Here is a 22,039-nt window from a genome sequence, read left to right on the forward strand (position 1 = left end):
CAGCGTTCCCTTTACACACTCAGGCGCAAGGCGAGGGCGGCGAGGGTGATCAACAGCACCGGCACGGTCAGCACAATCCCGACCTTGAAGTAGTAACCCCAGGTGATGGTGATGCCCTTGCGCGCCAGGATATGCAGCCACAGCAACGTCGCCAGGCTGCCGATAGGGGTGATTTTCGGGCCCAGGTCGCTGCCGATTACGTTGGCGTAGATCATCGCGTCCTTGACCACGCCCACGGCATGGCTGGATTCGATGGACAGCGCGCCGATCAACACCGTCGGCAGGTTGTTCATCGCCGAGGACAGCAGCGCCGTCAGCACGCCGGTACCCATCGCCGCGCCCCACACGCCATAGCCTGCGAAGGTGTCGAGCCAGGTGGCCAGGTAGTCAGTCAGGCCGGCGTTACGCAAGCCGTACACCACCAGGTACATACCCAGGGAAAAGATCACGATCTGCCACGGCGCGTCTTTGAGGACTTTGCGCGTGGAAATCTGGTGCCCCTTGGCGGCGATCACCAGCAACAGCACGGCGCATACCGCCGAAATCGCACTGATGGGAATGCCCAGCGGTTCCAGCGCGAAGCAGCCCACCAGCAATATACCCAGCACCCACCAGCCGGCGCGAAAGGTCGCACGGTCGTGGATGGCACTGGCGGGTTCTTCCAGGTCGGCCGGGTCGTAGGTGTGCGGGATATCGCGACGGAAAAACCACATCAGTACCGCCAGCGTCGCGGCGACGCTGATCAGGTTCACCGGCACCATGACGGCGGCGTATTCGTTGAAGCCGATCTTGAAGTAATCCGCCGAGACGATGTTGACCAGGTTCGACACGACCAAGGGCAGGCTCGCCGTGTCGGCGATGAAGCCGGCGCCCATGACGAATGCCAGCGTCGCCGCCGGCGAAAAGCGCAGGGCCAACAGCATCGACATCACAATCGGGGTGAGGATCAGCGCCGCGCCGTCATTGGCGAACAGTGCCGACACCAGGGCGCCCAACAGCACCATATAGGCGAATAGTCGACGGCCGCGGCCCCGCCCCCAGCGCGCCACGTGCAGCGCAGTCCAGGCAAAGAAGCCGGCTTCATCGAGCAGCAGGCTGATGATGATCAGCGCGACAAAGGTGCCGGTGGCGTTCCAGATGATGTGCCATACCACCGGAATATCCGCCAGGCTGATCACCCCGCACGCCAGGGCCAGGATCGCCCCCAGGGTGGCGCTCCAGCCAACGCCCAGGCCTTTGGGCTGCCAGATGACCAGCACGATGGTGAGGATGAAAATTGCAATTGCGACAAGCATGAATTAACGCTCCGATGGCGCAGCAGCAGGGGCTGGCCCGTTGTGGTCTGTCGCCTATTGCATGCAGACGCAGTGCGTCGTTTTGCAACCCTGGCTGGCTGTGATCCAAGGCATGGATCAGTTCGTACACGTAAAGTTCGCCTTCGCGCGGAATCAATAACAGCTGCCGCGCTCCAGGGGTATCGGCCAGCTATTTGAACAGTGTGCAAGCAGAGCAGAGGGCCTACGGGTATATGGCCTATCTGTAAGGTAAATCCTGATTTCGGTTGACCTGGATCAACGACCCGATGATCAACCACAAGTGGTTGAAATTAAACTGAAACATGAATGTCCTAAAGTGCCTGCCCATTGCTGATGAAGGAAAATTTCGCGTGACCCGAGCCACCCGCAACCTGCGCAAGACCCTGGATTCCGTCGCGGATAATAACGAAACCGCGGCGTTCGACCTGATGCGTGCCGTTGAAAAACTCGGCGATGAGGTGCTGCGCCAACGCCTGCTCAACACTATTCACCGGTTGAATCAGGACGCCTATGAATTGCGCGAAGCGCGCGACTCGGTGGAGCTGGTTTCGGTAAAACTCGCCTGAGCAAGATCGTTCAAGACAAGCGCCTTGGTGCGCTGGCATGCTTGTTGACTGTCTGTCGATGAGCCCAGTTCATGCCTACTGCCCTACCTCACAGCGCGTTCGCGCGTGGCGCAATCGCTGTCATTCCATTGTCTCTGGCTTGTGCCCCGTGGGGGTTGCTCGCGGGCTCGATGGCAATTGATGCACAATTCACCCCGCTGCAAGCCCAAGGATTGTCCGCCATCGTGTTCGCCGGCGCGGCTCAGTTGGTGGCGATCGGAATGGTTAAAAGCGGCGCCAGTCTGATTTCGATTGTGCTGACCACTTTGCTGCTGACCTCCCAACATCTGCTCTACGGCATGCACATGCGCCCGACGCTGTCCTCGCTCAACGCCCGCTGGCGCATGAGCCTGGGGTTTCTGTTGACCGACGAGTTCTTTGCCCTGGTCAACCACTATGACCGCCAGACCTTCAATCGCTGGTATGCCCTGGGCGTCGGCCTGACGTTCTACATCATCTGGAACCTGTTCACGCTGGCCGGCATTGTGCTGGGCAAGAGCATTCCCGGTCTGGACCAATTGGGGCTGGAGTTTTCGATTGCCGCGACCTTTATCGCCCTGATCACACCGGTGGTGCGCGACGTGCCGACGGTGGTGTGCGTCGCCGTCGCGCTGTTGTGCTCGGTGTGGCTGAGTTACCTGCACTGGGAATCAGCGGTGGTGGTCTCGGGGGTGCTGGGCATGAGTGCCGGGTTCGTCTGCAAACGTCTGGGAGTAGGGCAGCGATGATTTACCTGATGATTGTGGGCATGGGGCTGGTGGTGTTTTTCAATCGTTACCTGTTTCTCGAACCGCGCCTGCCGGTGCGGCTCAATCGGGGTGCGCGCGAGTTCCTGGGGTTCGCCGTGCCGGGCATGCTCACCGCTATTTGCGGGCCGATTATTTTCCTCGCCAACCACCAACTCAACCTGAGCGCGAGCAACCCCTACTTGCTGGCCGGGGTCAGCGCGGTGGCGCTGATGGTGTGGACGCGCAGCGTGCTGATCACCGTGCTGTCGAGCATGGCGCTGTTTTATCTGTTGCGCTGGTGGCTCTGAACCGCAGGCGAAAAAAAGCCCGCGGGAGGGCGGGCAGAAGGAAGACTTCTTGAAAATGAGCTTGGCCACTATAGGCGGCCGGTTTTTCTTTCACAGTGAAACAAAGTTCATCGGCGCGTCAGTTGGCGCTGGCGCAATGGTAGAGTCACGGTTTTTCCAAGGAAGCATGGGCATGCACAAAGTGGTTATAGGCGCATTGATGCTGGCGACACTGGCCGGTTGCGCGGGTTCGAAGATGAAAGAGGCGCGCACGGGCAACCCCTACAAGAGCATGACGTCGGATAAGGCCACCCTGGTGGTTGCCCAATGCATCCAGTACGGTTGGCAGGACGAAAGCGTGTTTGGCGTCGACGCCGGCGGGTTCAAGGAAGCCACCGAGGCAGGCGGCTTTACGGTGTACACCACCGGCGGTGATTACTTTGTGGATGTGCTGAGCGCGGGCGCAGGTTCTACCGTCAAGTACTACGCCGCAGAAGACACGATGCCGGCCAAGCGCCGTCTGGCTGCTCTTGCCACTTGTCTGTAATACGTTGCCCTCGTCAACTTAGTCAACGCCTGACGGGACAGCCGTCGGGCGTTGGCTTATTATTCACCCGCTCGCCCGACGTGATGGCTCTTTACCGGTACACGGATGTCGAGGCCTAAACGTCGGGCGGGCACCCAGATCCCAGTTCAGCGTGGCATATAGCCCAACTGCCAGCGCCTGGGAATCGCGAGGGTCGCCAGGCCCAATAGCCCGGCCATAGCACCGCTGACCCAGAGTGCGCGCAGCCCCATCCGCTGCTCCAGCAGCGCCCCGATCACTGCGCCGACAAACATCCCCGCCCACGGTATCAACTGCATGCGCCAGCCATGGCGGCGTTCGCCCAGCAGCCAGCGCCCGAGCCCGCGCCCGAAACGCGAGAGCGCCCCCGTAACATAAGTGAGCCCCACCGGCACCCCGTTCACTTGCTCGACGGCCGCGTTGAGCATGCCCATGGCGATGATTGCCGCCAACAGGGCAGGCAACGTATCAGCCCAGGGCAACCATGCCGCGCCGCAGAGCAAGGCTGCGATGCTCAGCAACAAGGGCAGCGCATGTCGCTTGCTCACGCGGCTGACCACCACGCCCAAGGCGTTGCCGGCGATGAACGTGGCGACAAGCAGCAACAACCGTCCGGTCAGTCCGAGGTCGCCGGCGCTGATCGCCACCGCCAGGCGCGTGGTGTTGCCGCTCATGAACGAGACGAAATCGCCGCTGGCCATGAAACCAATCGCGTCGGTCATGCCCGCCAGCACCGACAAACCGGCCACCAGCGCCAAACCCACGCGACCACGCCAGCGCTGTCGATGGGCGAGCGCGGTATTGGCGTAAGGCTTGGGCGAAGGCAGCATAAGGCCGGTTTCCAGTGAAATTATCCGGCCACTACCCTAGGGCGCTTTGCTTGCATGCGCAATCACCTCACACCGCCTCCAGGCGCCACCCGCTGCTGTACCAGCTCAAGTAATGGCTGGGCTCGATCGCCCGCAGGAACGCCTCATCGTGGGACACCGCCACCACCGCTCCCGTAAAACCCTTCAAGGCTTGCTCAAAAGCAATCACCGTCTCCAGGTCCAGGTGGTTGGTCGGCTCGTCCAACAGCAACAGTTGCGCCGGCACCCCGCGCCACACCGCGATCGCCATGGCCGCTTTCAAACGTTCGCCACCGATGAGTTGACCTGCTCGCCGGGTGACCCGCGAGGCATCCAGTTGCAGCAAAGCCAGGCGCGTGCGCAATTCGGCTTCGACCAACGGCGTGTCGAGCAGGTTGAGCTGTTCGACAACGCTGCGCTGATCGTCCAGCAGCGTCAGGTGTTGGTCGATGTACGCACACGGCACCGGTACCGTGCACTTGCCACTGACCGCTTGCCATTGCCCGGCAAGCAGCTTGAGCAAGGTGGATTTACCGCAACCGTTCGGCCCGCGTACCGCCACGCGCGCGGGGCCGGCCAGCTCAAGCGTCACATGGGTTGAAGGTGCCAGCGGGTCCAGCCAGGGCAGCTGTGCGTGTTGCAGGCTCAGCACCTGGCGACCGTTGGCCACTGCCGAACCGGCTAAGGCCAGCAGGGTCGGCGTCTCGTCTACCACACGCTCGTAAGCCTGGCGCACCTGCGCATCAAGTGTGTTTTTCTGATCCTGATGGGCGCTGCCCATTGTGCTGACGATTTGCGTGGCGGCGCTTTTCCATCGCGACTTGGTGAACCGGTCGACGTTGGCGGTCTCTGCATGTTTGCGTGAGCGCGCCGCGTTGCGCTGCAGGTTGTCATGCTCCTTTTGCAGGCGCCGACGTTCGCGGCTGCGCTGCTCGCGGGCGTACTCCCACGTCGCGACGGCCGCCTGTTGTTGAGCGTCGCGTTGCTGAAGATAAGTATCGAAGTTGCCGCCGTATACCTGCACGCCGAGGGGCGACAGTTCGATGATCCGGCCCATGGCGTTAAGCAACTGCCGATCATGACTGACCACCACCAGGCCGCCGCGCCAATCCTGCAATTGCTGCAGCAGCCAGGCACGCCCGAGACTGTCGAGGTGGTTGCTGGGCTCATCGAGGATCAGTAGCTGCGGCGCCGCCAACCATGCACCGATCAGCGCGACCCTGGCCAATTGGCCACCGCTGAGCTGATCGGCGTGAGAAGCCGCGCTCAGCGCGGTCAGTCCCGCTGCGTCCAGGGCCAGGCGCAGGCGTTCGGCAAGGTCCCAACGATCATCAATCAGTTCCAGGTCGCCGTTCAGGCCTTCGCCCTGAGCCATGCGCTCCAGAGCAGCCAGGCACGGGGCAGCGCCGGTGAGATCCGCTACCGTTGCGCCCGGCCGAACCACCACATTCTGTGGAACGTAGGCCACGTCGGCTGGCGCCTTCAACGTACCGGAGGAGGGCTGCAGGATGCCGGCCATTAATTGCGCCAGAATACTTTTGCCGCGTCCGTTGCGGCCAACGATCCCGGTGGGCGTCTGGTCAATGGACAGGTTGAGGTCCTCCAGCAAGGTTTCGCCATTGGCGAACTGGAAAGACAGGTGTTGCAGGGAAACCAATGCGGGCGGCCGGTTGACGTGAGTCATCAGCACCTCCATGAAAATGTCGAACAGGCCAACAAGCGCGCCAGGCGGCTCGTTGCAGATACATTTTGGAAGGCTTAGTTGTTCACGTCGGCAATCGTCCCGTGAGTCAGAAGGGAGGCTGAGGCTAACCCACCTTGGCTTGCGCGGGCAAGTCTGCGACCAGTTGCTCGAGGAACATCGCCAGGGCGACTTCTTCGGCTTTCAGCCCTTTACGCCCCCGTGGCTTGGGCAGCTTGGACAACTCACCCAGGGTGAAATGTTCGAGTACCGCCGGGTGGATGTAGCACTTGCGGCACACGGCGGGCGTATTGCCCAACTGCCGGGCGACGTCCTTGACCATGGCGACCACATGCCGCTTGGCGTCGGACTCCGGTTGCCATGTCAGCTCGCGTAACACCGCCAACGCCATCGCCGTGCCGGCCCAGGTGCGGTAGTCCTTGGCGGTGAAGTCTTCGCCGGTGAGGCTGTGCAGGTAGGCGTTGACGTCCTGGGAGGTGACGGTATGACGCTCGCCGTCTTCGTCCAGGTACTGGAACAGGTTCTGCCCCGGCAATTCCATGCAACGCTTGACCACATTCGCCAGGCGCCGGTCCTTGACGCTGATTTGATGCTCCACGCCGCTCTTGCCGCGAAACTGGAACTTGATCTCGCTGCCCTTGATGTCCACATGGCGGTTGCGCAGGGTGGTCAGGCCATAGGATTTGTTGTCGCGGGCGTACTGGATATTGCCGACACGAATCAGCGTGGCATCGAGCAGCATTACCACTGTGGCCAATACCTTTTCACGGGTGAACCCAGGCTCGGCGATCTGTGCTTCCAGCTGCTTGCGCAACTTGGGCAAGGCGTTGCCGAACGCCTGCAGCCGCGCGTACTTGTCACTGTCACGCACTTCGCGCCAGCGCGTATGGTAGCGGTACTGCTTGCGGCCACGGGCGTCGCGGCCGGTGGCTTGCAGGTGCCCGCGCGGGTCGGCGCAGATCCACACATCGGTATAGGCAGGCGGTACCGCCAAGGCATTGAGGCGCTTGATCTCATCGGCATCGGTGATGCGCTCGCCGTCGGGGCCGAAATACTGGAATTTGCCGCGCAGTTGCTTACGGCGGATGCCAGGCTGGGTGTCGTCAACGTAATGCAGGTCGCGAGGCAGATCGGCGGGCAGCGAAGAGTCGGGCATGGTGCGGGTTCCTAGGCAATGGATCAGGCCGGTATGTCTGATTGACCGCAGCGCCCTGCGGACGTGCCAAATGGTTTAGGCCAGCACCGCCACCGCCTTGATCTGCGCCCACAGCACCTGGCCTGGCTGCACCTTCAGCTGGTCTCGGGAAAACCGCGTGATGCGCGCCAGCAGCGGCGTACCAGCAGCCTCCAGGCGCACCAGCACATGGGCGTTGTTATCCGCTGCGACGTCCTGGATCACCGTCACCGGCAGGCGGTTGAGGATGCTGCTGTGTTCCTGCGCCTGGTGACTGAGGCTCACGTCCCGCGCCTGGATCTTGACCCGCAGCTGTTTGCCCAGGGCCATCGGTGTGTGGGCCACGCGTATCTGCAAGGAACAACCGGGCAGTTGCAAGGTGAGCAACTGATAGTGATCGTCGTAACCGATCACGCTGCCAGTCACGATCACACCGGCATCGTCGCCCCGCGCCAGGGGCAGATCGAGCCGCGCCAGTGATTCGCCGATTGGCCCGCTGGCCAGCACCTTGCCTTCGCTGAGCAAGACCAGGTGGTCCGCCAGCCGCGCCACTTCGTCCTGGGCATGGCTGACATACAGCACTGGGATATCCAGCTCGTCGTGCAGGCGTTCGAGGTAAGGCAGGATTTCGTTTTTACGCTGGCTGTCGAGCGCCGCCAGGGGTTCATCCATCAGCAACAGTTGGGGGCTGGTGAGCAACGCACGGGCGATGCCGACGCGCTGGCGTTCGCCGCCAGAGAGGTGTTGCGGGTTGCGCTCAAGCAGGTGAGCGATACCGAGTAACTCGGTAGCGTGGACCATCTCCACGCGCCGTTGCGCGCGAGGGATGCGCTTGAAGCCAAATTCCAGATTGGCCCGCACCGACAGATGAGGAAACAGGCTCGCTTCCTGGAATACATAGCCCAACGCGCGTTTATGCGGCGGCACAAACACTCGGTTACGGCTGTCTTGCCAAACCTCACCGTTGATCTGCACAAACCCGCTCTCGGCGCGCTCCAGCCCTGCGATACCGCGCAGGCAGGTAGTCTTGCCGGAACCGGATGGGCCGAAAAGGGCTGTGACGCCACGGCCAGGCAATTGCAGCTCCACGTCCAGCGCAAAGCCGGAATACTTCAGGTGCAGGCGTACATCAATCATCGCGATCAGCTCCAGCCCGGCTTGGTTTTACGGCTGGAATACAGCGCCAGCAACACGATGAACGCGAACACCACCATCGCCCCGGCAAGCCAGTGGGCCTGGGCATATTCCATGGCTTCGACATGGTCGTAAATCTGCACCGACACCACGCGGGTTTTGTCCGGGATATTGCCGCCGATCATCAGCACCACGCCGAACTCGCCAACGGTATGGGCAAAGCCAAGAATCGAGGCCGTAATAAAACCTGGGCGTGCCAGGGGCAGGATCACCGTAAAAAACCTGTCCAGGTGACCTGCGCGCAAGGTCGCCGCCACCTCCAGCGGGCGCGTGCCGATCGCTGAAAACGCGTTCTGCAACGGTTGAACGACGAAGGGCATGGAGTAGATCACCGAGCCAATGACCAGCCCGGCGAAGCTGAAGGTCAGGGTGCCCAGGCCCAGCCATTGGGTGAACTGGCCGACGTAGCCATGGGGGCCCATGGCCAACAGCAGGTAAAAACCGATGACCGTCGGCGGCAACACCAGTGGCAGTGCGACGATCGCGCCTATGGGCCCGCGCCACCAAGAGCGGGTATGCGACAGCCACAGGGCAATCGGCGTACCGATCAGCAACAGGATCACCGTGGTCAGCGACGCCAGTTTTACCGTCAGCCAGATCGCGGAAAAGTCGGCGCTCGTCAGCGGCATTTACAGCTCGTAACCGTAGGACTTGATCACCGCAGCGGCCTTGGGCCCTTTGAGGTAGTCGACCAGGGCCTTGGCGGCAACGCTGTCCTTGCCTTTGTTGAGAATCACGGCGTCCTGTTTGATCGGATCGTGCAGGGATGACGGCACGATCCACGCCGAGCCGCTGGAAAGCTTGCCGTCCTTATAGATCTGCGACAACGCCACAAAGCCCAGCTCGGCGTTGCCGGTGGAAACGAACTGATAGGCCTGGGTGATGTTCTGGCCTTCGACCAGCTTGTCCTTGACCTTGTCGGCCAAGCCTTCCCTGGCCAGCACTTGGGTGGCGGCCAGGCCGTACGGTGCGGCTTTCGGGTTGGCGATGGACAGGTGCTTGAAGGCGTTCTGCTTGAGCACTTCACCGTTGGTATCCACGTAGCCTTCTTTCGCCGACCACAGGGCCAGGGTGCCCACCGCGTAGGTAAAGCGCGACCCCTTGACGGTCTCACCTTCGGCCTCGAGTTTTTGCGGGGTGGTGTCGTCGGCACTCAGAAACACTTCGAACGGCGCACCATTCTTGATCTGGGTATAGAACTGACCGGTGGCGCCAAAGGCCGCGACCAGCGTGTGACCGGTGTCTTTCTTGAAGTCGGCGGCAATGGCCTGGATCGGCGCGGTAAAGTTGGCGGCGACGGCCACTTGCACCTCATCGGCATGCGCTGAACCCAGGGCAAAGGCAGCAAGCAGGGGGGCAAGACGTGAGGCGCGGATCATCATGAGGCAATTCCTTGAGGTATACGGGCGTTACCGCTATGTAGGTGAATATATAGCGGTTGCCGGCTACCGGTACAGCGCCACGTTGCACAAACGCCAAGGCGCTAGCGCAGCTTGGCCAAGGCCTGTTCAGCCAGATGGCGGGTCAGGTCATACGTCGAGCCTTCGTTACCTAGGCGCAAGGCTTGGCCTGCCCACAGGTTGCTGAAGCCTGCTTCGTCCTTGGCCTTCAGAGGCATCAACGCACCTCCGGCCCGCGGAAATGCCGGCGCAGCGGGGTTGATCGCGCCCAGCTCACGCATCACGCGGTTGACAATGCCCCGCGCCGGGCGACCGGTGAACAGGTTGGTGAGTGCGGTTTCGCTGGCCTGGGCATGTCGTAACGCATGGTGATGGGAAGCGCTGATGCTGGCTTCAGGGGTAAACAGATACGCCGTGCCGATCTGCACCGCCGAGGCGCCCAGGGCAAACGCTGCGACCATCCCGCGTGCATCAGCGATACCACCGGCCGCAATCACCGGCACGCTGATGGCATCGACGATTTGCGGCAGCAGCGCCATCAAGCCGATCTGGCTGTTGAGGTCGTCATTGAGAAACATGCCGCGGTGCCCACCGGCTTCAATGCCCATTGCAATCACGGCGTCACAACCGTGGGCCTCAAGCCAGATTGCTTCCTCGACCGTCGTGGCCGATGACAGCACCTTGGCGCCGGTGGCTTTTACTCGGTCCAGCAAGGATTTTTCCGGCAAGCCAAAATGGAAACTGACCACTTCAGGGCGGAAGGTTTCAACCACTTCACACGCCGCTTCATTGAAGGGCGCGCGATTCGATACCGGAGTCGGCGCGTTGAAATCGGCGCCCAGTTCGCGGTAGTAGGGTTCCAGCAGAGTTTTCCAGCGCCGGTCGCGCTCTTCATCGGCTTCAGGCGCCTGATGGCAGAAAAAGTTGACGTTGAGCGGGCCGGTGCTGGCTTGGCGAATAACAGTCAACGCTTCGCGCAGCTGCTCGATGCTCAGCGCCGCGGCGGGCATGGAACCCAGTGCGCCGGCCTGGCTGGCGGCAATCACCATGGCGGTGGTGGTGGCTCCCGCCATAGGGGCCTGGATGATGGGCAGCTCGATGCCCAGCAAGTCGAGCAAGCGCGTGTTTGGCCAGGTGCTCATGGGATGCGTCTCCAGCGTCAGTAAGGCTTTTCGCTGTTTTAGCAGGGCCCTGGACGCCCGGCCAGTCTGTTTTATTCACTGGACGAGGGCAGTGCTTTGTGAAGCGGGCTCAAACCGGAGTTTCGCGCTCCAGCAACGTGCGCTTGCGCTCTACGCCCCAGCGGTAGCCGGACAGAGCGCCGTCACTGCGCACGACGCGGTGACAGGGGATGGCCACCGCGAGGCGATTGGCGCCGCAGGCCTGGGCCACGGCGCGAGAAGAGGTCGGCGCACCGATGCGCTGGGCAATCTGCGCGTAGCTGGCGGTGCTGCCCACCGGGATTTCGCGCAGCGCTTGCCATACCCGTTCCTGGAAAGCCGTACCGCGCAGATCCAGCGGCAGCTCCAGGCCCAGGGCAGGGGCTTCGATAAAACCCACGACCTGGGCGATCAGTTGTTCGAAGTTACGATCGGCGCCGACCAGTTCGGCTTGGGGGAATTGGTCCTGCAGGTCCCGCACCAGGGTGTCCGGATCGTCGCCCAGCGAAATCGCGCACACGCCACGTTGGCTTTGCGCCACCACGATCGCCCCGAGCGAGCACTGGCCCACGGCAAAACGAATCAGGTTATTGGCGCCGCCAGCTTTGTAATCGCGCGGTTTCATGCCGAGCAATTGATCAGCCGCTTCATAAAAGCGGCTGTTGGAATTGAAGCCGGCCTCGTACAGCGTATCGGTGACCGACTGCGCGCCCTTTAGCCCATCACGTACTTTGCGCGAGCGCAGGGCGCTGGCGTAACCCTTGGGCGTAAGGCCGGTGACGGCTTTGAACACGCGGTGGAAATGAAACGAACTCAAGCCGGCCTGATGGGCGAGCGCCGCAAGGGCAGGGGTTGTTTCGGCCTGTTCTATCTGGCGACACGCGTCGGCGACCAACTGACCATGGCGGGCGGCCAGTTGCGTCTGGTCGCCGGCGGCGCGGCGGCTGGGGCGATAACCCGCAGCCTCGGCTTGTGCCGCGGTGTCGAAGAATTCGATATTTTCCGGGCGCGGCAAGCGTGAGGCGCTGCTGGGGCGACAATACACACCGGTGGTTTTCACGCCATAGACAAACAGTCCGTCAGCCTTGGCATCTCGGGCGATGATGGCGGCCCAGCGTGGATCGAGTGGGTTGTTCATGGCCAGTACTCTTGAGCGGTCGTCGGCAGATTAACCCCGCGGGTCACACCCGACACTCCGAAGCTTGCGGTCAAATCAGCCGGCGGTGCGAAAGGTCAGGTTGATGCGTTGCGGCCCCATGATCGGATGCACGCCTGCCTGAATGGGCATCACCCCATGGTAGCGCAGGCGATCCACACCGCCCCAGACCACCACATCGCCGTGGAACAGCGAAATCTTTTGCGCCTTGTCACTGCGCTGGTGGCCGCCGAACAGGAAAATCGCCGGCAAGCCGAGAGAGATCGATACCACCGGCGCGTTATAGCACCGCTCGTTCTTGTCCTGGTGCAGAGACATCTTCGCTGTGGGCACATAGCGGTTGATCAGGCAGGCATCCGGCGAGAAATCGCTGAAACCTGCAGCACTTGCCGCCGATATGGCCAGTTCGCGCAACGCATCGGGCATCTGTGGCCAAGGTTGCTGGCTACGCGGGTCGAGGGGGCTGTATCGATAGCCGGCCGCGTCGGTGGTCCAGCCCAGCGCGCCGCAACTGCTCAGCGCGGCCGACATGGTAAAGCCGCCAGGCGTGACCATCTGCCGAAAGGGCGACTGGGCCAGGACACGCCGCAACTCAGGCAACAAACGCTCAATCCAGGGTAGGGCGTAACCCCTCAGAACATAGGACTCTTCGCCAATCTGTTCGCGCCCTGCGGGTTGTTGCAGGGCGTCATCGGTGAACAGGTCGGCAGTAGGGCCCGGCATGACTACAGCGCCTTGCTCACGTTGATATCGGTAATTTCGTCGCTGTCATCGTGGATTTTCGCCAGTGCTTGCTTGGCTTCCTCAACGCTGTTGCTGGCCAACTGGGCGAATTCGAAGCGACGTTCGCCGTTGAGCTTGTACTTGATGACGTATTTGGTCGTGGTGTTCACAGCTTTTTCCTTGCGGGTATCCGGGTCAGCTCAGCTTGGTGCTGGTGCGACGAACGATGCGGATCTTGTGGGACAGCGCGGGTTTGCGGGTAACGCTGATGGCGCGGCGCGTGACCACGTCCAGGGTAATGTTCCAGAAACCGGTGCTGGGTGCGGTGATTTTCGCCGGGAATTTGTCGAATGCGCCGCCGTGGTAGGTATGACGGCCGCCGTTCTTGAAACTGCGAAAATTAGCATCGCTCATCAGACGAATATTACAGGTCTGTGAGCATTCGATGACAACAATGTCTCCCTCGTTAAGGTGCTCACGCTGATGGATAAATTTCATGGGGTGTCTCCAGAAGGGCTTTTTCTGAAAAATCAGAACGATACGTAGGTTAAGATGGAGTTTATCAGCCCCAGCGCGTTTATTATCGGGCCGTCGTCGACGAGTTCGACAATTTAAAACAGTTATTTACCGTGTAATCAGAGATAAATCCTACATTGCCGGGAGAAATTTCCCATGCCTGCTGTCGTAGGGTCTTTATCGGAGGTTTTAGTATGAAGTGGAGTGTGTTGGTGCTGGCCTTGGCAATCGCTGGGTGTGCTTCGGTTGCAGATATCAAGCAGACCCCACCCACGTTGGTGGTCATTTCCGGGAAAAAACCGCAGGAATATGCGGCATGCGTGGTGCGCAAATTGGAGGCGACACGCCGTCCGCCACAAATCGAGCCCCACAAGAGCGGTGTTCAGGTGATCGTGCCGCAGAAGTTCTCGGCGGACCCGTCAGCCATCTTCGAAATCGAAGACCGCTCCAGCGGCAGCAGCATCAAGCTCTATGAAAGCATGTCCAACGTGCCGATCCGGCCGGGCGATGTGAAGAAAGCCGGGGAAGACTGCATTTCCGGTTAAGCCAAGGCCTATGCCCGCGCGCTAACCCGATAAAAGCCCCACCCTGCAGGAACGAGCATTTCGCTCCTGCAGGGTGGGGCTTTTTTTGGCTTTTTTTTCGACGGTTGTGGCAAATGGCCAATCCCCATAACATCCGCATGGTTATAGATCTATTGCCTAAGCTTATAACCATACAGATGGAGCTGTGATGAAGTCTCTGGAACGAGCACTGGTGGGAGGCGCGTTAGGGTTGTTGTTAAGTAACGCCTACGCACTCGACGGCAACAAGATTTTTACCGAAGGCGGCTCGCAGCCCGGCGCGATGTCCTGCGTGGCCTGTCATGGCGCCGATGGCCTGGGGCTTGCCGCAGCAGGCTTTCCCAGGTTGGCGGGTTTGCCGGCGCACTACGTGCGCAAGCAATTGGCAGACTTTGCCAGCGGAGCGCGAAATAATCCGGTGATGCAGCCGCTGGCCAAGGCGCTTACCGATGTAGAAATCGCGGCGCTCAGCGATGCCGTCGCCGCGATGCCTGCACCGCAGACGGCAATGCCATCGCGCAGCCAGATGCCTGCCGACCCCATCGAGAAGCTGGCGCTGCAAGGCGCATGGGAACGGCAGATCCCCGCGTGCGTCAGTTGTCACGGCCCCGGCGGCGTTGGCGTGGGGGATGCATTCCCACCGTTGGCCAGCCAGCCGGCAGCTTATCTGGCAGCGCAATTGAGCGCCTGGCAGAACGGCACACGGCGCAATGACCCCAATGACCTGATGGGGCACATCGCCAAATCCATGACCGCAGATGAGGTGCAGGGCGTGGCCCACTACTTCGCCTCATTGCCCGCGCAGGCCAAGCCATGAAAGCGATCCTGTTGACGGCAGTGCTGGCTGCAGCACCCGCCCATGCTGCGACGATAGTCATGGAAGACCAATCGCAATTACAGCCCACGGCGCAGCCCGATGCTTCTGCCTTCAAGCCCCCGCTGGAAAGCGAACTGCCGGATAATGCCTACGGCAAGCTGGTGAGGCAGGGTTACGCGCTGTTCGTGGACACCAAGCGCCTGGCACCGCAGTTTGTGGGCAACGGCCTCAATTGCAGCAACTGCCATTTGGATCAGGGCCGCATGGCCAACTCGGCGCCATTGTGGGGCGCATACCCCATGTACCCGGCGTATCGAAAGAAGAACGACAAGGTCAATACCTTCGCCGAGCGCCTGCAGGGCTGTTTCCAATTCAGCATGAATGGCGGTACCCCTCCGGCGGCGGACAGCCCCGAGATAACGGCGTTATCGGTGTATGCCTACTGGCTCTCCAGCAAGGCGCCCTTGGGGGTCGAATTGCCGGGGCGTGGCTATCCCGAGGTGGCACAACCGGCCAAAGGCTACGACCTGGCCCATGGCGCGCAGGTGTACACAGGGCAATGCGCGGTGTGCCATGGCGCTGAAGGGGAGGGACAGAAAGTCGGCGGTGCTTATGTCATGCCGCCTTTGTGGGGGAAAGACTCCTACAATTGGGGGGCTGGCATGCACCGGATCAACACGGCAGCGTCCTTCATCAAGCACAACATGCCATTGGGCAAGATCGGCAGTTTGAGCGATCAGCAGGCGTGGGATGTGGCGGCGTACATCAACCGTCATGAGCGCCCGCAGGATCCGCGATTGGTTGAGGGGTCGGTAGAGAAGACTCGCGTCAAGTTTCACGCCAATGACGGGGTCAATCTCTATGGCCAGACGGTAGACGGCGTGTTGATTGGGCAAGGCATCCGTTAAACTGTCGCTCTTTGCCTACAAAAAATGCCGCTCATAGCCTGGGGCTTGAGCGGCATTGTCCTGCCTGGAACGCGCCACTATGAAGCGAGAACACGTCAAAGCCCGCCATGCTGAAGGTCAGATCACGGCGACCCACGTCATCCAGAACCCTGCCGACCTGGGCGAGTGGATCGTATTTTTCAAGAAGAGTGGCGGCCGCAGTTACTTCCTGGTGGACGATCAGGATGAGGTCGAGTCATTCCCGCGCCTGGACGACTTGATCGAAACCCTGCGCGGCCTGGGGATCAAGTTCGCCGAAGTGCATCTGTAGCGCTGCGGCCTACTTGCACACCACCACGACGCTGCGGCTTTTGAAATTGCCGACGTCCTTGCCCAGCGTCTGCTCGCTTTCCTTGAGCGACGGAGTGCCGTCGGTGCCAACGATACGGTAGCCGGTGCCCGCGCAGGACGCGTCGGCTTTCTCGTAGCAACTGGCCCAGGAGTTGGCCTCGCCCGAGCAGTCGATGGTCAAGCCTTGTTCACCGTTTTTCAGGTAGGTGTCCGATGTGGTGGTGCAGCCGGCCAGCGCCAAAACCGCAGTGAGTGCCAGGATCTTGTTCATAGAGTCGTCTTCGAAGGTGTTGAGAGGGCGCTGACACTGTCGTGGGGCGTTGGCGGAAGATTATAGCGAACTGCCATCTAGGTACAGCCAAACACAAAAAAGCCCCGCTTGACGGGGCTTTTTGATGCAAGCGGCGCGGCTTACTTGCCCTTTGGCCGCTTGCTCGAAGTGTGGCCTGCTTCATCCACGAATACTTCGGCTACCGCAATCGCCATGCTTTCGGTCTCGAATACGCCTGCGACGCTGTCGCCGTGGAAGTTGATCAGGTGCCAACCGTCCGCACGTTGGGTGATCAGGTAGCCGTTTACGCCTTTTGGTTCTGACATCTAATTAGCAATCTCGTAAGCTGATTCAAGGGTGCAATGATAGCCCCAAATACCGAGGGTTTGCCCAAGTAATTCAAGGTCGATGCCGGGCTTTGAAAAGCGTGCTAAAAAGGATCAAGCTCTTTGAAACATCGAGACTCCAGTGCCGGTCAGCCTGCCGCTTGAAAGATGAGCGGAACTTACGCCGACATTTTTTCTCTATGATGACATCGCGGCGCCAGCAGGACCCATTGTAAGGTGACTGCGGCCTGATTAGACTGCGCCGAATTCCGTACGCACAGCCCTTTGTAAGGACTCATATGATCAAGAAATGCTTGTTCCCAGCAGCCGGTTACGGCACTCGCTTCCTGCCAGCGACCAAAGCCATGCCCAAAGAGATGCTGCCGGTGGTGAACAAGCCACTGATTCAGTACGGCGTCGAAGAGGCACTGGATGCCGGCTTGAATGAAATTTCCATCGTGACCGGCCGTGGCAAGCGCGCGCTGGAAGACCACTTCGACATCAGCTACGAGCTGGAAAACCAGATCAAGGGCACCGACAAGGAAAAATACCTGGTCGGCATTCGCAAGCTGCTGGACGAATGCTCGTTCTCCTACACCCGTCAGACCCAGATGAAAGGCCTCGGCCACGCCATCCTGACCGGTCGCCCGCTGATCGGTGACGAACCGTTCGCCGTGGTACTGGCCGATGACCTGTGCGTGAACCTGGAAGGCGACGGTGTGCTGACCCAGATGGTCAAGCTCTACCAGAAATACCGCTGCACCATCGTCGCGGTGATGGAGGTCAACCCGGCCGAAACCAACAAGTACGGCGTGATCGCCGGTGACGACATTGGTGATGGCCTGATCCGCGTGCGCGACATGGTTGAGAAGCCTGCACCGGAAGATGCACCGTCGAATCTGGCGATCATCGGCCGTTACATCCTGACCCCGGACATCTTCAAGCTGATCGAAGAAACCGAACCAGGCAAAGGCGGCGAAATCCAGATCACCGACGCCTTGCTCAAGCAAGCCAAAGACGGTTGCGTGATTGCCTACAAGTTCAAAGGCCAGCGTTTCGACTGTGGTGGCGCTGAAGGCTATATCGAAGCGACCAACTTCTGCTATGAGCACTTCTACAAGACCGGCAAGGCTTACTGATTCATTCTTGCCCATCTGTTTCAAGCGAAAGCCACCTTCGGGTGGCTTTTTCGTTTTTCAGCCCCATGTAAGTCGGTATGCTGGTGTCCTGCCGAGGAGAGTGAAATGGCCTACGATTTTGACCTGTATGTAATTGGCGCCGGTTCTGGCGGTGTTCGCGCGGCGCGCTTTGCCGCGGGCTTTGGCGCCAAGGTGGCCGTGGCGGAAAGCCGCTACCTGGGCGGTACCTGTGTGAACGTAGGCTGCGTGCCGAAGAAGTTGCTGGTGTACGGCGCGCATTTTGCCGAAGACTTCGAGCAGGCCAGCGGTTTTGGCTGGTCGTTGGGCGAGGCGAACTTTGACTGGGCGACCCTGATCGCCAACAAAGACCGTGAGATCAACCGCCTCAATGGCATCTACCGCAACCTGCTGGTCAACAGCGGCGTGACCCTGCACGAAGGGCATGCGCGCCTGGTGGATCCTCATCAGGTAGAAATCAACGGCGAGCGCTTTACCGCCAAACATATCCTGATCGCCACTGGCGGCTGGCCGCAGATCCCCGAAATTCCAGGGCGCGAGCACGCCATCGGCTCAAACGAGGCGTTCTTTCTTAAAGAGCTGCCCAAGCGCGTGCTGGTGGTGGGCGGTGGTTACATTGCCGTTGAGTTCGCGGGTATTTTCCATGGCTTGGGCGCGCAAACCTCGTTGCTGTATCGCGGCGACCTGTTCCTGCGCGGGTTCGATGGCGCGGTGCGCAAGCATTTGCAGGAAGAGCTGACCAAGCGCGGCCTGGACCTGCAGTTCAACGCCGATATCGAGCGCATCGACAAGCAGGCCGATGGCAGCCTCAAGGCCACCTTGAAGGATGGTCGCGTGCTGGAAACCGATTGTGTGTTCTACGCCACTGGCCGTCGTCCGATGCTGGACAACCTTGGGCTGGAAAACACCGGCGTCACCCTGGATGAGCGTGGTTTTGTCAGCGTTGACGATCTGTACCAGACCGCCGAGCCGTCGATCCTGGCCATCGGTGATGTGATCGGTCGCGTGCAATTGACTCCGGTCGCCCTGGCCGAAGGCATGGCGGTGGCGCGTCGTCTGTTCAAGCCCGAGCACTACCGCCCCGTGGATTACGCAATGATCCCGACCGCAGTGTTCAGCCTGCCCAATATCGGCACGGTCGGCCTCACGGAAGAGGAGGCGAAGAAGAATGGCCATAAGGTACAGATCTTCGAAAGCCGTTTCCGCCCGATGAAGCTGACCCTGACGGACTGCCAGGAAAAGACGCTGATGAAGTTGGTGGTCGACGCCGACTCCGACAAAGTGCTGGGCTGCCACATGGTCGGGCCCGATGCCGGTGAAATCGTGCAGGGCCTGGCGATCGCGCTCAAGGCTGGCGCGACCAAGCAGCATTTCGATGAGACCATCGGCGTGCATCCGACGGCGGCGGAAGAGTTCGTCACCATGCGCACGCCTGTGTCGAGCTGATCAGGTTTCGAGCGTTGCCTCTGGCGCCGTTGCAACGACGGCGGCCAGACGCAGCGCTTCAATCTGGGCCTGGGCCTTGATCAGGTCCAGTTCCAGCGCCTTATTGGCCTGTTGATGTTCAGCCAGCGCCGCCTGGCGTGACTGGCTTTCCAGCAGCGCCACCCGCAAGCGTTCCTGCAGCAGCGTGCGCTCGCTGTCGACCTGGCTGATCTTCTGATTCAACTCGATGCGCAAGGCCTGGTCTTTGCGCACCTGCTCCTGCAGAGCGTTCAGCTCCTTCGCTGTTACCCGATGCTCAATCAACAAGCGCTCGTTGTCTCGATGCAGCTGGGTAATTTCATCCTGACGAACCAGTGCGCTCTGTTGGGCCTGGCGCAACTCCGCCTGTACCTGCTGCAGCTGGCCTTCATGGCGGCGCTGTTCCTGCTCGCGCTGATCCTTGACGGCGTTGCGGTAGTGCTCAAGCGCATCGCGGGCGTGGAGGTGCTTGTCTTCCAGGGAGCGTATCTGCTCGTCCTTGTCGCTGATCCGCAGTTCGTAATCGCTGCACGCCTGGCTTAGCCCGGCATTGCGCGTTTGTTCGGTCTGCAGGCTGCTGCTGGCGGTTTGCAGGGCGGCGCTTTCCTCGGCGAGGGCGCTGGCCTGGATATCGAACTGCTGCTGCAACAGGTCATGGGTTTCCTGCAGTGCTTGAAGCTGAGTGAGCAGGGCGCTTTTCTGCTGCTCGAACTGCGCCAGGGCAAGGTCAATGGGCTCCTGGGCTTTCTCTTTCAGGCGCTGTGCAAGCCGTGCCACCAATTCTCCCAGCTCATCATCGATAGGCGCTTCAGTGATGGTTTGCCGGGTTTCGCTTTCATCCAGCTCCTTTAGATAGCGATGAATGGTGGTTTTCGAGCCGGTATTGCCCATCTCGATGCGTACGGCGTCGATGCTGGGGTTTTCGCCACGGGCGAGGATCGCCAGGCGTGCCGTCTGAACTACTGCCTTATTTATGCCACCGCGAGCCATGAGGTCTCCGTCGATTTAGTACTGTGGTACGTATTATGTATTTACATACTGTATCACGTCGGTAATTTCGTTTGAATTCATTATTTAACAGATGGGATATTGGCGTATTATCCCGTGTCATAAGCGTTTTTTACGTCGAAACAGGCGTGCGCAGTACGAATAGGCCCTGTCATGAGTGATCTTGATCGTTACCTCAACGCCGCCACCCGCGATAACACGCGCCGTAGCTACCGCGCGGCCATCGAGCACTTCGAAGTCAGTTGGGGTGGGTTCTTGCCGGCAACGAGCGATAGCGTGGCGCGCTATCTGGTCGCCCATGCGGGCGTGCTGGCCGTGAACACCTTGAAGGTGCGTCTCTCTGCCTTGGCGCAGTGGCACATCAGCCAGGGGTTTGCCGACCCGACCAAGGCACCGGTGGTGCGCAAGGTCCTCAAGGGCATTCGCGCCGTGCACCCGGCACGGGAGCGCCAAGCCGAGCCACTGCAGCTCCAGCATCTGGAGCAGGTGGTCGCATCGCTTGCGGATGAAGCCAGGCAAGCCGCCGAAAACCAGGATCGGCCAGGATTGCTGCGCGCCAAGCGTGACACTGCGCTGATCCTGCTGGGGTTCTGGCGTGGCTTTCGTAGCGATGAGCTGTGTCGTTTGAGCATCGAGCATGTCCAGGCAGTGCCGGGTGCTGGCATCAGCCTGTACTTGCCGCGCAGCAAGAGTGACCGCGACAACCTCGGCAAGACCTACCAGACTCCCGCGCTGCTGCGCCTGTGCCCGGTACAGGCCTACAGCGAATGGCTCAGTGCTTCGGCACTGGTGCGCGGCCCGGTGTTCCGCGGGATCGACCGCTGGGGCAACCTGGGGGAGGAGGGGCTGCACCCCAACAGTGTGATTCCGTTATTGCGCCAGGCACTTGAACGCGCGGGCATCCCCGCTGAGCAGTACACCAGTCACTCCCTGCGTCGCGGCTTTGCGACCTGGGCCCATCGCAGCGGCTGGGACTTGAAGTCGTTGATGAGTTACGTCGGTTGGAGCGACATGAAATCGGCCATGCGCTATGTTGAAGCGACGCCCTTTCTCGGCATGACCCTGGCGACCCAACCGCTGTTATGAGATTTCTTCTATTAATAACGTCACTTGATAGGGAAAACCAATCGTCAGCATCAGGTTTGCCAATGAGCCATCGCCGGGAAGAATGGGTAGGATTCATCTCATCAACTTCTTAACCCCTGACGGAGAGTCAACGATGCCTATCATCAACAGCCAAGTAAAACCGTTTAAAGCCACCGCTTTCAAAAACGGCAGCTTCGTCGATGTGACCGACGCTGACCTGAAAGGCAAGTGGTCGGTAGTGTTCTTCTACCCAGCTGACTTCACCTTCGTGTGCCCAACCGAACTGGAAGACCTGGCTGACAACTACGCCGAATTCCAGAAACTGGGCGTCGAAATCTACAGCGTTTCCACCGACACCCACTTTGCCCACGCTGCCTGGCACAACACGTCGCCAGCCATCGGCAAGATCCAGTACACCATGATCGGCGACCCAACCCTGACCATCTCCCGCAACTTCGACGTACTGATCGAAGAAGCTGGCCTGGCAGACCGCGGTACGTTCGTAATCAACCCGGAAGGTCAGATCAAGATTGTTGAACTGAACGACGGCGGTGTTGGCCGTGACGCTTCCGAGCTGCTGCGCAAGATCAAGGCTGCCCAGTACGTTGCTGCCCACCCAGGCGAAGTGTGCCCAGCCAAGTGGAAAGAAGGCGAGGCCACTCTGGCTCCGTCCCTGGACCTGGTCGGCAAGATCTAAGTCTGTGAAGTCGCAAGGGCGGGTATCCGCACCTACTC

At 60.5% G+C, this 22,039-nt stretch carries 27 protein-coding genes; 12 read left to right on the forward strand and 15 right to left on the reverse strand.

Features of this window, described 5'->3' with window-relative positions:
* Nucleotides 1-11 precede the first annotated feature (11 nt).
* Nucleotides 12-1,295, reverse strand: a complete 1,284-nt coding sequence (locus QF045_RS15785) for an arsenic transporter (RefSeq protein WP_306493021.1) — start codon at nt 1,293-1,295, stop codon at nt 12-14.
* 371 nt (nt 1,296-1,666) lie between these two features.
* Between QF045_RS15785 and QF045_RS15790 the strand changes: the two genes are divergently transcribed.
* From QF045_RS15790 to QF045_RS15805, 4 genes are all read left to right on the forward strand, one after another.
* Nucleotides 1,667-1,882, forward strand: coding sequence for a hypothetical protein (locus QF045_RS15790; protein WP_065892155.1), 216 nt, complete (start codon nt 1,667-1,669; stop codon nt 1,880-1,882).
* A 71-nt stretch (nt 1,883-1,953) separates the two neighbouring features.
* On the forward strand, nt 1,954-2,649 hold the full coding sequence (locus tag QF045_RS15795; protein ID WP_306493022.1) for an AzlC family ABC transporter permease: 696 nt from the start codon (nt 1,954-1,956) through the stop codon (nt 2,647-2,649).
* Nucleotides 2,646-2,957, forward strand: coding sequence for an AzlD domain-containing protein (locus QF045_RS15800; protein WP_306493023.1), 312 nt, complete (start codon nt 2,646-2,648; stop codon nt 2,955-2,957). Before QF045_RS15795 ends, QF045_RS15800 begins: the two co-directional genes overlap by 4 nt.
* 172 nt (nt 2,958-3,129) lie before the next feature.
* Entirely contained in the window at nt 3,130-3,483 is a 354-nt protein-coding gene (locus QF045_RS15805) for a hypothetical protein (RefSeq protein ID WP_306493024.1), read from the forward strand.
* 146 nt (nt 3,484-3,629) lie between these two features.
* On the opposite strand, the gene QF045_RS15810 is transcribed toward QF045_RS15805, so the two are convergent.
* The 11 genes from QF045_RS15810 to QF045_RS15860 all read right to left on the reverse strand — a co-directional run bounded on the left by QF045_RS15810 (nt 3,630) and on the right by QF045_RS15860 (nt 13,356).
* Nucleotides 3,630-4,331 (reverse strand): YoaK family protein, encoded by a 702-nt coding sequence (locus QF045_RS15810; RefSeq protein WP_306493025.1) that lies wholly within the window; start codon nt 4,329-4,331, stop codon nt 3,630-3,632.
* Between the two features lie 67 nt (nt 4,332-4,398).
* On the reverse strand, nt 4,399-6,033 hold the full coding sequence (locus QF045_RS15815; protein WP_306493026.1) for an ATP-binding cassette domain-containing protein: 1,635 nt from the start codon (nt 6,031-6,033) through the stop codon (nt 4,399-4,401).
* Nucleotides 6,034-6,157: 124 nt separating this feature from the next.
* Nucleotides 6,158-7,207: a DNA topoisomerase IB gene (locus QF045_RS15820; RefSeq protein ID WP_306493027.1), complete on the reverse strand. Its 1,050-nt coding sequence runs from the start codon at nt 7,205-7,207 to the stop codon at nt 6,158-6,160.
* A gap of 75 nt (nt 7,208-7,282) precedes the next feature.
* Nucleotides 7,283-8,362, reverse strand: a complete 1,080-nt coding sequence (gene modC / locus QF045_RS15825; RefSeq protein WP_306493028.1) for a molybdenum ABC transporter ATP-binding protein — start codon at nt 8,360-8,362, stop codon at nt 7,283-7,285.
* A 5-nt stretch (nt 8,363-8,367) separates the two neighbouring features.
* Entirely contained in the window at nt 8,368-9,048 is a 681-nt protein-coding gene (gene modB / locus QF045_RS15830) for a molybdate ABC transporter permease subunit (RefSeq protein ID WP_306493029.1), read from the reverse strand.
* The gene (modA, locus tag QF045_RS15835) at nt 9,049-9,801 is read right to left on the reverse strand and encodes a molybdate ABC transporter substrate-binding protein (protein WP_306493030.1); all 753 of its coding nucleotides are present in this window, start codon (nt 9,799-9,801) and stop codon (nt 9,049-9,051) included. It lies immediately after the preceding gene.
* Nucleotides 9,802-9,902: 101 nt separating this feature from the next.
* Nucleotides 9,903-10,961 (reverse strand): nitronate monooxygenase family protein, encoded by a 1,059-nt coding sequence (locus tag QF045_RS15840; RefSeq protein WP_306493031.1) that lies wholly within the window; start codon nt 10,959-10,961, stop codon nt 9,903-9,905.
* 109 nt (nt 10,962-11,070) lie between these two features.
* Entirely contained in the window at nt 11,071-12,117 is a 1,047-nt protein-coding gene (gene ada, locus QF045_RS15845) for a bifunctional DNA-binding transcriptional regulator/O6-methylguanine-DNA methyltransferase Ada (RefSeq protein WP_306493032.1), read from the reverse strand.
* 75 nt (nt 12,118-12,192) lie between these two features.
* A complete protein-coding gene (alkB, locus tag QF045_RS15850) occupies nt 12,193-12,858 on the reverse strand; it encodes a DNA oxidative demethylase AlkB (RefSeq protein WP_306493033.1) in 666 nt (221 codons plus the stop codon).
* 2 nt (nt 12,859-12,860) lie between these two features.
* Nucleotides 12,861-13,028, reverse strand: coding sequence for a hypothetical protein (locus QF045_RS15855; RefSeq protein WP_306493034.1), 168 nt, complete (start codon nt 13,026-13,028; stop codon nt 12,861-12,863).
* Nucleotides 13,029-13,053: 25 nt separating this feature from the next.
* Nucleotides 13,054-13,356: a DUF1883 domain-containing protein gene (locus QF045_RS15860; protein WP_003173824.1), complete on the reverse strand. Its 303-nt coding sequence runs from the start codon at nt 13,354-13,356 to the stop codon at nt 13,054-13,056.
* Between the two features lie 212 nt (nt 13,357-13,568).
* Between QF045_RS15860 and QF045_RS15865 the strand changes: the two genes are divergently transcribed.
* The 4 genes from QF045_RS15865 to QF045_RS15880 all read left to right on the forward strand — a co-directional run bounded on the left by QF045_RS15865 (nt 13,569) and on the right by QF045_RS15880 (nt 15,972).
* The gene (locus tag QF045_RS15865) at nt 13,569-13,919 is read left to right on the forward strand and encodes a hypothetical protein (RefSeq protein WP_306493035.1); all 351 of its coding nucleotides are present in this window, start codon (nt 13,569-13,571) and stop codon (nt 13,917-13,919) included.
* Between the two features lie 187 nt (nt 13,920-14,106).
* Complete coding sequence (locus QF045_RS15870; protein WP_306493036.1) at nt 14,107-14,754, forward strand: c-type cytochrome; 648 nt, start codon at nt 14,107-14,109, stop codon at nt 14,752-14,754.
* On the forward strand, nt 14,751-15,662 hold the full coding sequence (locus QF045_RS15875; RefSeq protein WP_306493037.1) for a c-type cytochrome: 912 nt from the start codon (nt 14,751-14,753) through the stop codon (nt 15,660-15,662). The genes QF045_RS15870 and QF045_RS15875 overlap by 4 nt, the downstream gene beginning before the upstream one ends.
* 79 nt (nt 15,663-15,741) lie before the next feature.
* Nucleotides 15,742-15,972: a hypothetical protein gene (locus QF045_RS15880; RefSeq protein WP_065929978.1), complete on the forward strand. Its 231-nt coding sequence runs from the start codon at nt 15,742-15,744 to the stop codon at nt 15,970-15,972.
* 9 nt (nt 15,973-15,981) lie between these two features.
* Here the strand turns inward: QF045_RS15880 and QF045_RS15885 are convergent, their stop codons facing one another.
* Together QF045_RS15885 and QF045_RS15890 are read right to left on the reverse strand one after the other, a co-directional pair.
* Nucleotides 15,982-16,263 carry a hypothetical protein gene (locus QF045_RS15885; protein WP_124362970.1) on the reverse strand — a complete coding sequence of 94 codons (282 nt, stop codon included), beginning with the start codon at nt 16,261-16,263 and terminating at the stop codon, nt 15,982-15,984.
* A gap of 140 nt (nt 16,264-16,403) precedes the next feature.
* Nucleotides 16,404-16,589, reverse strand: coding sequence for a hypothetical protein (locus QF045_RS15890; RefSeq protein ID WP_306493038.1), 186 nt, complete (start codon nt 16,587-16,589; stop codon nt 16,404-16,406).
* Nucleotides 16,590-16,888: 299 nt separating this feature from the next.
* Between QF045_RS15890 and galU the strand changes: the two genes are divergently transcribed.
* Together galU and gorA are read left to right on the forward strand one after the other, a co-directional pair.
* A complete protein-coding gene (gene galU / locus QF045_RS15895; protein WP_003230743.1) occupies nt 16,889-17,728 on the forward strand; it encodes a UTP--glucose-1-phosphate uridylyltransferase GalU in 840 nt (279 codons plus the stop codon).
* A 105-nt stretch (nt 17,729-17,833) separates the two neighbouring features.
* On the forward strand, nt 17,834-19,192 hold the full coding sequence (gene gorA / locus QF045_RS15900; RefSeq protein ID WP_306493039.1) for a glutathione-disulfide reductase: 1,359 nt from the start codon (nt 17,834-17,836) through the stop codon (nt 19,190-19,192).
* Here the strand turns inward: gorA and QF045_RS15905 are convergent, their stop codons facing one another.
* On the reverse strand, nt 19,193-20,200 hold the full coding sequence (locus QF045_RS15905; protein ID WP_306493040.1) for a DNA-binding protein: 1,008 nt from the start codon (nt 20,198-20,200) through the stop codon (nt 19,193-19,195). It lies immediately after the preceding gene.
* A gap of 171 nt (nt 20,201-20,371) precedes the next feature.
* On the opposite strand from QF045_RS15905, the gene QF045_RS15910 reads away from it, so the two are divergent.
* Both QF045_RS15910 and ahpC read left to right on the forward strand, forming a co-directional pair.
* Nucleotides 20,372-21,304 (forward strand): site-specific integrase, encoded by a 933-nt coding sequence (locus QF045_RS15910; RefSeq protein WP_306493041.1) that lies wholly within the window; start codon nt 20,372-20,374, stop codon nt 21,302-21,304.
* Nucleotides 21,305-21,437: 133 nt separating this feature from the next.
* On the forward strand, nt 21,438-22,001 hold the full coding sequence (gene ahpC / locus QF045_RS15915; protein WP_003191303.1) for an alkyl hydroperoxide reductase subunit C: 564 nt from the start codon (nt 21,438-21,440) through the stop codon (nt 21,999-22,001).
* The last annotated feature ends 38 nt before the right edge of the window (nt 22,002-22,039 follow it).

The organism is Pseudomonas sp. W4I3 (genome assembly GCF_030816195.1).
Taxonomy (GTDB): Bacteria; Pseudomonadota; Gammaproteobacteria; order Pseudomonadales; family Pseudomonadaceae; genus Aquipseudomonas.

Coding starts and splice junctions, on each gene's coding strand:
- QF045_RS15785 (WP_306493021.1), bottom strand. CDS start 1,295: ATGCTTGTCGCAATTGCAATTTTCATCCTCACCATCGTGCTGGTCATC.
- QF045_RS15795 (WP_306493022.1), top strand. CDS start 1,954: ATGCCTACTGCCCTACCTCACAGCGCGTTCGCGCGTGGCGCAATCGCT.
- QF045_RS15800 (WP_306493023.1), top strand. CDS start 2,646: ATGATTTACCTGATGATTGTGGGCATGGGGCTGGTGGTGTTTTTCAAT.
- QF045_RS15805 (WP_306493024.1), top strand. CDS start 3,130: ATGCACAAAGTGGTTATAGGCGCATTGATGCTGGCGACACTGGCCGGT.
- QF045_RS15810 (WP_306493025.1), bottom strand. CDS start 4,331: ATGCTGCCTTCGCCCAAGCCTTACGCCAATACCGCGCTCGCCCATCGA.
- QF045_RS15815 (WP_306493026.1), bottom strand. CDS start 6,033: ATGACTCACGTCAACCGGCCGCCCGCATTGGTTTCCCTGCAACACCTG.
- QF045_RS15820 (WP_306493027.1), bottom strand. CDS start 7,207: ATGCCCGACTCTTCGCTGCCCGCCGATCTGCCTCGCGACCTGCATTAC.
- modC (WP_306493028.1), bottom strand. CDS start 8,362: ATGATTGATGTACGCCTGCACCTGAAGTATTCCGGCTTTGCGCTGGAC.
- modB (WP_306493029.1), bottom strand. CDS start 9,048: ATGCCGCTGACGAGCGCCGACTTTTCCGCGATCTGGCTGACGGTAAAA.
- modA (WP_306493030.1), bottom strand. CDS start 9,801: ATGATGATCCGCGCCTCACGTCTTGCCCCCCTGCTTGCTGCCTTTGCC.
- QF045_RS15840 (WP_306493031.1), bottom strand. CDS start 10,961: ATGAGCACCTGGCCAAACACGCGCTTGCTCGACTTGCTGGGCATCGAG.
- ada (WP_306493032.1), bottom strand. CDS start 12,117: ATGAACAACCCACTCGATCCACGCTGGGCCGCCATCATCGCCCGAGAT.
- alkB (WP_306493033.1), bottom strand. CDS start 12,858: ATGCCGGGCCCTACTGCCGACCTGTTCACCGATGACGCCCTGCAACAA.
- QF045_RS15860 (WP_003173824.1), bottom strand. CDS start 13,356: ATGAAATTTATCCATCAGCGTGAGCACCTTAACGAGGGAGACATTGTT.
- QF045_RS15865 (WP_306493035.1), top strand. CDS start 13,569: ATGAAGTGGAGTGTGTTGGTGCTGGCCTTGGCAATCGCTGGGTGTGCT.
- QF045_RS15870 (WP_306493036.1), top strand. CDS start 14,107: ATGAAGTCTCTGGAACGAGCACTGGTGGGAGGCGCGTTAGGGTTGTTG.
- QF045_RS15875 (WP_306493037.1), top strand. CDS start 14,751: ATGAAAGCGATCCTGTTGACGGCAGTGCTGGCTGCAGCACCCGCCCAT.
- QF045_RS15880 (WP_065929978.1), top strand. CDS start 15,742: ATGAAGCGAGAACACGTCAAAGCCCGCCATGCTGAAGGTCAGATCACG.
- QF045_RS15885 (WP_124362970.1), bottom strand. CDS start 16,263: ATGAACAAGATCCTGGCACTCACTGCGGTTTTGGCGCTGGCCGGCTGC.
- QF045_RS15890 (WP_306493038.1), bottom strand. CDS start 16,589: ATGTCAGAACCAAAAGGCGTAAACGGCTACCTGATCACCCAACGTGCG.
- galU (WP_003230743.1), top strand. CDS start 16,889: ATGATCAAGAAATGCTTGTTCCCAGCAGCCGGTTACGGCACTCGCTTC.
- gorA (WP_306493039.1), top strand. CDS start 17,834: ATGGCCTACGATTTTGACCTGTATGTAATTGGCGCCGGTTCTGGCGGT.
- QF045_RS15905 (WP_306493040.1), bottom strand. CDS start 20,200: ATGGCTCGCGGTGGCATAAATAAGGCAGTAGTTCAGACGGCACGCCTG.
- QF045_RS15910 (WP_306493041.1), top strand. CDS start 20,372: ATGAGTGATCTTGATCGTTACCTCAACGCCGCCACCCGCGATAACACG.
- ahpC (WP_003191303.1), top strand. CDS start 21,438: ATGCCTATCATCAACAGCCAAGTAAAACCGTTTAAAGCCACCGCTTTC.